At 61.6% G+C, this 1,496-nt stretch carries 1 protein-coding gene and 1 pseudogene; both read right to left on the reverse strand.

Annotation, left to right across the window (positions count from 1 at the left end):
- A partial coding sequence (locus EN964_RS34310; RefSeq protein ID WP_127277426.1) for a PAS-domain containing protein occupies positions 1-1,103 on the reverse strand: 1,103 nt, incomplete at its 3' end.
- Between the two features lie 164 nt (positions 1,104-1,267).
- Positions 1,268-1,496, reverse strand: a pseudogene (locus EN964_RS34315) (hydrolase); the annotation flags it as partial.

A 1,496-nucleotide genomic window follows, 5' to 3' on the forward strand; every position in this document is an offset into this window, starting at 1 on the left:
TCGGCGCCGCCGAAACGGGGGACGACGTCGGTTGCGTTGTGCAGGCAGCGCTGCAGCCTCTCGGCCACGCTCTTCAACAGCCAGTCCCCGGCCGGATGTCCCCAGGTGTCGTTGACCGCCTTGAAGCGATCGAGATCGAGCGAAAAGATTGCCAGCGGCGTGACCGCCGTGGCTTCCAGCGCAAGGTCGAGCCGTTCGCGAAACATCGAGCGGTTGGGCAATCCCGTCAGCGTATCGTGATGCGCAAGATGGGTCATGCGCTCTTCGGTGCGGCGACGTTCTGTGACGTCGTCGAAGGTCACTACCCAGCCGCCGCCGTTCATCGGCCGGCGTGTGACCAGAACCGTCCTGCCGTCGGCAAGATGCCGGTAGGCCGAATGCATTTTTGCCGCCGTCAGGCAGGCTTCGGTCTTGGCGACTTCGCTGTCGACGTCGATCTCCGTATAGATGCCGAGTTCCAGCAATCTTTCGAGCGCCTCGCGGTGCGTCGTTCCAAGCGGGAAGTCTGCCGCGGTGACATTGTAGAGTTCAAGAAAACGCCGGTTGCGCACGATCATCTTGCCGTCGGCGCCGTACATCAGCAGGCCTTGCGACATGTTGGCAAGCGCTGCGTCGAAGCGGCGGTGCTGCTCCTTGAGATCCTCTTGCGCGCGGCGCTGCTCGGTGATGTCCTCGTAGATCGAGACCCAGCCGCCCAGAGCCAGAGGGCGGTGCGAGATGCTGACGATGCGGCCGTCCGACAGTGTTTCTTCATAGGTCGAGGGCTTTGCCTGATCGATATAGGGCTTGCGGATGGCGTAGAGTTCGTCGGCGGTTTGCGAGGCGATGCCGATATCGACGCTGTGGCGCAGAATGTCGAGGAACCGGATGCCGGGCCTTATGACGCTGGCTTCGAGGCAAAAGATGTTCAGGTAGTTGCCGTTGCAGATGATCATCCGCTCGTCGGCGTCGAACATGCACAGGCCGTGCGACATGTTCTCGACCGCAGCCGAAAAGCGTTGGTTCTGCTCGCGCAGTTCGTCTTCCATGTGGCGGGAGCGGTCCATGCCTTCGGCCTCCCGTTTCGGGATGGTCGAACCATCCTTGGCATCAGCGACGGGCATGAGCGCGCCTGCGGACCGTGATCGAACGCGCTATTGTGGCCGCCGCCGGTTAATTTAGCGTTTTAATGCATGTCGCCCAAAAGTGACCTCGGTTTTGGGGAAAACGACATGCATAAAACAAGACCTAAAGCGCGGCGCATGAATCCGTTTCAGCGCGACGCGCTTTAGCCGATTGCGGTTGCCGAAACCTGGTGCCGCGACGTCTCGATCGCGGAAAACCGCTTCAGGAACGCATTTTGCGCCCAGGTCACCGAGCGTGGCGTGAAATCGAAGCGGTCGGCATTGAAGCCGCGCGGACGGCCGAAGAACTCGGTCGCCTCGGCGGTCGAAAAGCCGGCGAGCAGCGTTGCCTCGAAATAGGCGGCGATCTGGTCGGCGCGCTTGATCTCCTTG

The organism is Mesorhizobium sp. M7A.F.Ca.CA.001.10.2.1, assembly GCF_003998575.1.
Lineage (GTDB): Bacteria > Pseudomonadota > Alphaproteobacteria > Rhizobiales > Rhizobiaceae > Mesorhizobium.